Below are 7435 nucleotides of genomic sequence, written 5' to 3' on the forward strand. Positions count from 1 at the left end.
ATATCAGCCTGGCATCATACCATCCCGAAGGGTGCAAAGGGAGCTGTGCAAGGGGCTACGGCAGGGCAATCGCAGTTACCCGAAGGGAGAGGCGCCGGGGACAGGTCAAAGGGGAGGTCCTATGCCAGGGATGGCATCGGTAGCGCCCAGGGAGGGGGTCACAGCGCCTCCCCGATGGTCCGACACTTCGGGGCCTGTCGCCGGAACAGCCTCGAGCGTTACTTCCATCTGCGATAGTCCTGCGAAGGTGATTTCGGCGCTGGCCCCGACGCCCCCCTTTGGCCATAATGTGTCCCTTTTCTCTCGGGAAATGCTCCATGTGGTTCAAGCACTTGCATCTCTACCGCCTGCACGACGCCCCTGAGCTGGATGCCGCCAGCCTGGAAACCGCCCTGGGCGAGCAGGCTTTCCGCCCCCTGGGGGGCAGCGAGGCACGTCGCCTGGGCTGGGCCGCGCCGGCCGGCCGAGCCGGGACGCAGCTGTTGCATGAGCTGCAGGGCCAGCGCCTGATGACCGCCCTGCGCCAGGAGCGCATCCTGCCCGCCTCGGTGGTCCGCGAGGAGGTGGAGGAGCGCAGCGAGTCCATCGAGACTAGCGAGGGCCGCAAGCTGCGCCGCAAGGAGAAGCTGGCGATCAAGGAGGAGGTCTACGAGGAGCTCCTGCCCCGCGCCTTCGTGCGCAGCCAGAAGGTCGACCTCTGGTGGGACAGCAGCCGCCAGCTGATTGCCGTCAATGCCAGCTCCCGCAAGCGCGCCGAGGAACTCCTCGACCTGCTGCGCGAGACCCTGGGTAGCCTCAAGGTGACCCCGCTGGCAAGCCAGACGCTGCCCATGCGAGCCATGACCACCTGGCTCGGCGACCCGGGCTCGCGCCCGGCCGACCTGGTGCTCGGCGATCAGGTGGAACTCAAGGCCAAGGGCGACGACGGTGTACTGCGTGCCCGCCAGGTCGACCTCGACAGCGACGAGATCCAGCAGTTGCTGGAGAGCGGGCGCCAGGCCAGTAAACTGGCACTGTCGATCGAAGGCCGGCTAAGCTTCGTGCTACATGACGATCTGGCGATCAAGTCGCTGCGTTTCGACGATGCCCTGATCGACGAGGCCTCCCAGGCCGACGACGGCGATGATTCCCTAGTGCGCCTGGAGACCGATTTCATCCTGATGACCCAGGCGCTGGCCGAGAATATCGAGCGCCTGATCGAGTGGCTGGGTGGCGAGGCCGGCAGCGCCGGTGACGCCCGCAGCGCCTGATCGTTTCCGACCACAGCCTGGAGCCCATGACCGAGACTCACGATACTCCCGCAGCCGATCCCTGGGCCGAGATCCGTCCCTACCAGGACGATGAAGTGGCCGAGGTCCTCGAACGCCTGGCCCATGATCCCGAGCTGCTCAATGCCCTGACCCGCTATCGACTGCCGCGGCTCAGCCGCTTCGTACCGCGTCTATCGCGCCTCCTGGCCAGCGTCGCCATTCGTCGCGAGGTTCGCGGCGTGACGGGAGTGAATGACTTCCAGATGCGCATTGCCAGCTACATGGAGCGCATGATCCGGACCTCCACCGATACCTTCCGGGTCGAGGGTCTCGATTCGCTGGATCCGGACACCGCGTACTTGTTCATCGGCAACCATCGCGACATCTCGCTGGACCCGGCCTTCGTCAACTACGCCCTCTACCTGGCCGGACGTGACACCGTGCGCATCGCCATCGGTGACAACCTGCTCAAGAAGCCCTATGTCAACGATCTGATGCGCCTCAACAAGAGCTTCATCGTGCCGCGTAGCGCCCGTGGCAAGCGGGCCATGCTGGCCGCCTACCAGAATCTCTCCGCCTATATTCGCCACTCCATCCTCGAGGACAACCACTCCATCTGGATGGCCCAGCGCGAAGGACGGGCCAAGAACGGTATCGACCGCACCGACCCGGCGATCATCAAGATGATGACCATGGCCCGGCGCGGAAAGTCGCGCGACACGAGCCTCGGCGAGGCCATTGCCGAACTGCGTCTGGCGCCGGTATCGATCAGCTACGAGTACGACCCCTGCGACCTGCAGAAGGCCAGGGAACTGCATGCCATGCAGACCAGCGGCAACTACGAGAAGAGCGAGTTCGAGGACATCAGCTCCATCGTCGCCGGCATCACCGGCCACAAGGGACGGGTTCAGCTCACCTTCGGCACCCCGCTCACCGCGGAGGTCGACGACGCCGATGCCGCGGCCGCCGAGATCGACCGCCAGGTGCTCGCCGGCTACCACCTCTTCCCCAGCCACTTCCTGGCCCTGGAAGCCCTGGGCGAGGCCCCGGAACTGCTCGACCTGAGCGAGGTCAGCGATGCCGACCGTGTCCGCTTCCAGGCGCGCCTGCAGGAAGTGCCCGACGAACTGCGCGACTGCTGGCTGGCCCAGTATGCCAACCCGGTGCTCAACAAGGCCGGGCGCTGCCGTTGAGAAACGAGGCATGAGACGTCCGGCATGAGCGCAGGTCATGAGCTGGCGAGAGGCGACCCCCTCGACATCATCGCTCTCAGTCTCTCGCATTAGGGGGCCACGCACCTTAGACTTGAGCCAATACGCATACAGGCCTGCTCCATGTCGTTGCCCCACCTCCGGACACTCGACTCGCCCGGGCGCCGCCGATTCCTGGCGGGGCTCGGCGGCCTGGGCCTGGCTATCGGCCTGGGGCTGGGTCCTGCCAGCGTCGGGGCCAACCTCTCTCCAGAGCGCCTGCGCCGCAGCATGCAGGCCCAGTATGGCGCGAGTGGGCTGGCTAGCCTCGAGGCATGGTTTGCGCTGCTGGAACGACTGCGGCCTGCCGGCCTGGAGACCCGCCTGCGCGAGGTCAACGACTTCTTCAACCGGCGCATCCGCTGGCTCGACGACATCGACATCTGGGGCCAGGAAGACTACTGGGCCACGCCGCTGGAGACCCTGGGCCGTGGCCAGGGGGACTGCGAGGACTACTCCATTGCCAAGTACATCACTCTCAAGGAACTGGGAGTGCCCGGCGATGAGTTGCGAATGATCTACGTCAAGGCGCGCATCGGCCGCAGCGGCATCACCCAAGCCCACATGGTGCTGGGCTACTACGAAACGCCTGCGTCAGACCCGCTGGTGCTCGACAACCTGCAACCCTCGATCACCCGCGGCTCACTTCGCGACGACCTGGACCCGCTTTTCAGCTTCAACAGCAGTGGCCTCTGGGCCGGTGGCTCGACTCAGTCGCGTGCCGACCCGGTGGCACGCCTCTCGCGCTGGCGACGCGCCATCGATCGCATGCAGGAGCAGGGATTCATCTGATTCGGGTGCCATGCCCGTGGGGAGAACAACGACATGTCGCTTATCAAGCAGCTCTGGCTGACCATCGGCATACTGCTGCTGCTCGCCTTCGGTGGCAGCCTCTTCATCGGGGTCAGCACCAGCCGGGCCTACATCGAGCAGGAAGTCAGCATCAAGAATGCCGACAATGCCAACGCCCTGGCGCTGACCATGAGTCAGATGCCCAAGGACCCGGTGACCCTCGAGCTGCTGATAGCCGCCCAGTTCGATACCGGCCACTACCGGCGGATAGTGCTGCGCGACCCAGCGGGCGAAATCATCGAGCAGCGTCGCGCTGGCGAGGCCATCGATGATGTGCCGGCCTGGTTCGTCGATCTAGTGCGCTTCGAGGTTCCGCCGGGACAGGCCGTCGTCCAGGACGGCTGGCGACAGTTCGGCACCCTCACCCTCGAGAGCCAGCACAGCTTCGCTTACCGGTCGCTGTGGCGCAGCAGCCTGGAACTGGTCGGCTGGTTCGCCCTGGCCGGCGCCATCAGCCTGTTGCTGGCCTGGTGGATCGTGCGAACCATCCGCCGCCCGCTGAGCAACGTCGTTGAACAGGCCCTGCACATCGGTGATCGACGCTTCACGACCATTCCTGCCCCACGCACGCGCGAGCTGCGCGAAGTCGTGATGGCCATGAACCAGCTCTCCGCCGCGGTGCGGGACATGCTGGGAGAGGAGAGTCAGAAACTCGACCTCCTGCGCCGACGACTGCAGCACGACAATGTGACCGGCGTACTCAAGCGCGAAGCCTTCCTCTCCCAACTCCAGATCCACCTGGAGAGCCAGGACTCCCGGGCCAGCGGCACGCTCGCCCTGGTGCGCCTCGCTCGCCTGGCAGAGGTCAACGAGCGACTCGGTCATCGCGACACCGATGCCCTGCTGAATGAGCTGGCCACTGGCCTGGACCAGTTCGGCAAGGTCCTCGGCGGTGGGGTCGTGGGCCGCCTCAACGGCAGCGACTTCGGTCTGCTGCTACCCGACGCTCATGACCTGGAACAGCTACGTCATGAACTCGGCAAGCGCCTCGCCGCCCTGAGAGAACACCGCCAAGTGTCTATCGGTTTGCCCGCGGCACTGGTCGATTACGCCCAGGGGAACCGGGTGAACGAACTACTGGCCAGCCTGGACGGCGCCCTGTCTACCGCCGAGACTCGTGGCAATCAAAGCCTGGTCATCGCCCAGGGTTCCCAGCGCCGCAGCCTGTTCAACAGCCACGATGAATGGCGCAGCGCCCTTCGGGGGGCAATGGCCAAGGGCATCTACCTGGCGCACTATCCGGTACTCAATGAGAAGGGGGAGTTACTGCATTTCGAGAGCCCCTCGCGGTTGCGGCTGAACAGCGAGTGGCAGCCCGCCGGCGTCTTCATGCCCTGGATCTCACGGCTCGAACTCGACAGCCAGCTCGACCTGGCGGTGATCGATGAAGCCGTGCGCGACATGACCCAGCGCGGCAAGCCACTGGGCATCAACCTCTCGGCCGCCTCGATCCAGGATGCCCGCTTCGTCATCGAACTCCAGGCCCGGCTCAAGGCACGGCCCGACGTTGCCGAACGGCTCTGGCTGGAGATCCCGGAATCCATGGCGATCCATGATCTGGCCAGCTTCCGCAGCCTGTGTCGCGTGCTGCAACCGCTGGGCTGCAAGCTCGGCCTGGAGCATGTCGGCGCCGAATTCACCCGGATCGCCGATCTGCAGGATCTGGGTCTTGCCTATCTCAAGATCGACGGCTCGCTGGTCAAGGGCATCGACCAGAGCGCCGAGCAACAGACCATCCTGCGCGGCATGGCAACGCTCTGCCATTCGCTGGGCATTCTCGCCATCGGCGAAGGGACCGAGAACCTCGCAGAGGCCCGGATGCTCTTCGAGCTGGGCCTGGATGGCGCAACCGGCCCGGGAATTCGTCAGCACGACAAGCCAACACAATAGGCTGAACACGCCAAGGGCCAGTGACCTGGAAGATCACTGGCCCTTGTAACGTCTGATTCTTGGATTCGCAGAAAGACCCCGACTAGATCACCCCGCTTCCCTCGTCCTCGCCGGCGACAAGATCCAGCCCGTTCAGCCGCCGACGTAGCGTCTGGCGCTCCATCACCTTCTGCTGGGCCGCCTCCGGCAACTCGGTGAAGCTGATCACCCCCTTGTCCATCAGCAGCTCGATCACGTCCTCCAGCACCCGCACGAAGGCCAGATCCGACGCCTGGAAACGCGCCGATCCCGGCGCCGACTCAAATTCCATCAGAAAGGTCAGCAGCTCCGGAGAATCCGCTGCCAGGTACTCCTTACACTCCGGCGTCTCCTCCCGGCTGACCAGCTCGATGCGGCCATCGTCGTCGCGTTTGATGTACATGGGGTCCCTCCGAATACTAGTACTGGCAGCTTAGCAAAAAGCCCCGCACGGGTAACCGGGCGGGGCGAGGTTGAGTCGACCTCAGGTGGTTACTGGTCGATATTCAGCTGGCCGCTGTCGAGCATCTGCTGGAGCAGGTCAGCACTATCGCCGGGGTTAGCGCCGAAATCGGTGAACGACTTACCTTCCAGGGTGATCATCTGGTCTGCATTAGCGCCGTCGATACCCAAAGTTCCATCAGAGCTGACATGCAAGACAATATCGCTGCCATCCTCTTTGGCAAAGATGTAGTCGCCTATGCTAGCTTCGTCTTCACCCTGCAGCAGATCAGCGAGATCCAAGCGATCGGCGTTCGGCTCGTCCGTGAAGCCGAACTTGCCATTGTCGGTATCACTGATCTCCGTGAAGTCCGTGACGGTGTCCTCGGCAGCATCAGAAGAGGTGCCTTCATCACCGAAGTTCCAAGCGAAGGTGTCGGCGCCTAAGCCGCCGGTGAGCTCGTCGTCACCAGCACCGCCATAGAAGATATCGTCGCCGTCATCACCAACCAAAATATCGTTATCGGATGTGCCAGCGATAACGTCGTCGTCAACGGTACCGTTGATTTGAGCATCGGAAGACTCAGCGCCAAGAAGGGTGACGTTCAACGTCTGTGTGGGTGAGGGATCTCCATCGGCATCTGTACCATAAATATCAAAGTCGAAGACTGTATCATCAGGCAGCAAGAGCTCGGTATATTCGACACCTTCGATCTTGCCGCTTCCTTGGACGATAGTGAAGATAATGGTATTGAAATCCTGCGTCGGATTGATGCTGACCCAACCATTCTGGCTTAGAGGATCGATTTCCCCATAGTCACCGCTATCGGTCACCCAGCTCATCACAAAATCTGTGGAACTTTGCTGCTTGATAAAGAAACTGACGATGTCAGGCGAAGCCCCATTGATAAAACTGATGATGAACTGCTCACCCGCATCCACATTGCCATTATCAACACCGAAACCGGCGCTTGTTGGCTTGATCTTCTCCTGTTTATCAATACTGTCATTTGCATCGGTATCAACGGCACTAAAGACAACATCACCGATCGTCAAATCGTTAACGGCCGCACCTCCCTGCACGCTCGAGAAGTCTACGGTCTGGGGGATAGACGGGCGCGCCTCATGCAACGTGAAATCATAGGTACCGTCGATGTTGACAGTAAGAGTGAAGAAATCTTCCGTGACTGCCTCACCATCGATCTGCTTGGTTATCTGCGCGAGCTTGGTTACCGAACTGTCGGCGTTAGTGGTGGTGGTATAAGTAACCACACCATCAAGCGCACCATTGGTCGGATCGGCCACGGAAATCGTCCCCAGCCCGTCGGCGCCCAGTGCAAGATCATGGAGCCCTGTTACCTTCGTGCCGCTCTCATTGGCAATGATCGCATTCATGATATTGGTGAAGGTTGGCTCGTCATCCAGGATATTGATGGTCAGATTGGCCGTATCAGCACTGCCGCCAATACCCGCCACCGTGACGCTGACACTGTCCTGCAACGTCTCATCGTTGCCCGGCTGCTGGTGATCCTGGGCTGCCTTCAGCGTATAGGTGTAGCTGATCGTACCGCTGGTCGCCGTACCGCTGTAGCCGGTCAGCCGCAACTCACCTTCTCCGGTATCGATCACACCGGAGGGGAAGCCTTGGCTAAAGCCTTGCAGATCGGCCAATGTGAAATCGGTACCGCCCACGGTGACGGTCTTGATCCCGTCACTGGCCGATACGTCAAAGCT

At 62.4% G+C, this 7435-nt stretch carries 6 protein-coding genes; 4 read left to right on the top strand and 2 right to left on the bottom strand.

Annotation, left to right across the window (positions count from 1 at the left end; all coding sequences use genetic code 11):
• Positions 1 to 317: 317 nt before the first annotated feature.
• The 4 genes from BMY30_RS01360 to BMY30_RS01375 all read left to right on the top strand — a co-directional run bounded on the left by BMY30_RS01360 (position 318) and on the right by BMY30_RS01375 (position 5242).
• Positions 318 to 1250: a recombination-associated protein RdgC gene (locus BMY30_RS01360; RefSeq protein ID WP_089709846.1), complete on the top strand. Its 933-nt coding sequence runs from the start codon at positions 318 to 320 to the stop codon at positions 1248 to 1250.
• Between the two features lie 26 nt (positions 1251 to 1276).
• Positions 1277 to 2443 (top strand): 1-acyl-sn-glycerol-3-phosphate acyltransferase, encoded by a 1167-nt coding sequence (locus BMY30_RS01365; protein WP_089709847.1) that lies wholly within the window; start codon positions 1277 to 1279, stop codon positions 2441 to 2443.
• A 141-nt stretch (positions 2444 to 2584) separates the two neighbouring features.
• Positions 2585 to 3292 carry a transglutaminase-like cysteine peptidase gene (locus BMY30_RS01370; RefSeq protein ID WP_089709848.1) on the top strand — a complete coding sequence of 236 codons (708 nt, stop codon included), beginning with the start codon at positions 2585 to 2587 and terminating at the stop codon, positions 3290 to 3292.
• 33 nt (positions 3293 to 3325) lie between these two features.
• On the top strand, positions 3326 to 5242 hold the full coding sequence (locus BMY30_RS01375; RefSeq protein WP_089709849.1) for an EAL domain-containing protein: 1917 nt from the start codon (positions 3326 to 3328) through the stop codon (positions 5240 to 5242).
• 82 nt (positions 5243 to 5324) lie between these two features.
• On the opposite strand, the gene BMY30_RS01380 is transcribed toward BMY30_RS01375, so the two are convergent.
• On the bottom strand, positions 5325 to 5663 hold the full coding sequence (locus BMY30_RS01380; protein ID WP_089709850.1) for a tryptophan synthase subunit beta like protein: 339 nt from the start codon (positions 5661 to 5663) through the stop codon (positions 5325 to 5327).
• An 89-nt stretch (positions 5664 to 5752) separates the two neighbouring features.
• The coding region (locus BMY30_RS18260; RefSeq protein WP_139195445.1) for a calcium-binding protein at positions 5753 to 7435 on the bottom strand (1683 nt) is incomplete at its 5' end.

The organism is Halomonas daqiaonensis (assembly GCF_900109725.1).
Taxonomy (GTDB): domain Bacteria; phylum Pseudomonadota; class Gammaproteobacteria; order Pseudomonadales; family Halomonadaceae; genus Halomonas; species Halomonas daqiaonensis.

Bases quoted from the DNA above. Each gene is read 5' to 3' on its own strand.
- BMY30_RS01360 (WP_089709846.1), top strand. From the start codon at position 318: ATGTGGTTCAAGCACTTGCATCTCTACCGCCTGCACGACGCCCCTGAG.
- BMY30_RS01365 (WP_089709847.1), top strand. From the start codon at position 1,277: ATGACCGAGACTCACGATACTCCCGCAGCCGATCCCTGGGCCGAGATC.
- BMY30_RS01370 (WP_089709848.1), top strand. From the start codon at position 2,585: ATGTCGTTGCCCCACCTCCGGACACTCGACTCGCCCGGGCGCCGCCGA.
- BMY30_RS01375 (WP_089709849.1), top strand. From the start codon at position 3,326: ATGTCGCTTATCAAGCAGCTCTGGCTGACCATCGGCATACTGCTGCTG.
- BMY30_RS01380 (WP_089709850.1), bottom strand. From the start codon at position 5,663: ATGTACATCAAACGCGACGACGATGGCCGCATCGAGCTGGTCAGCCGG.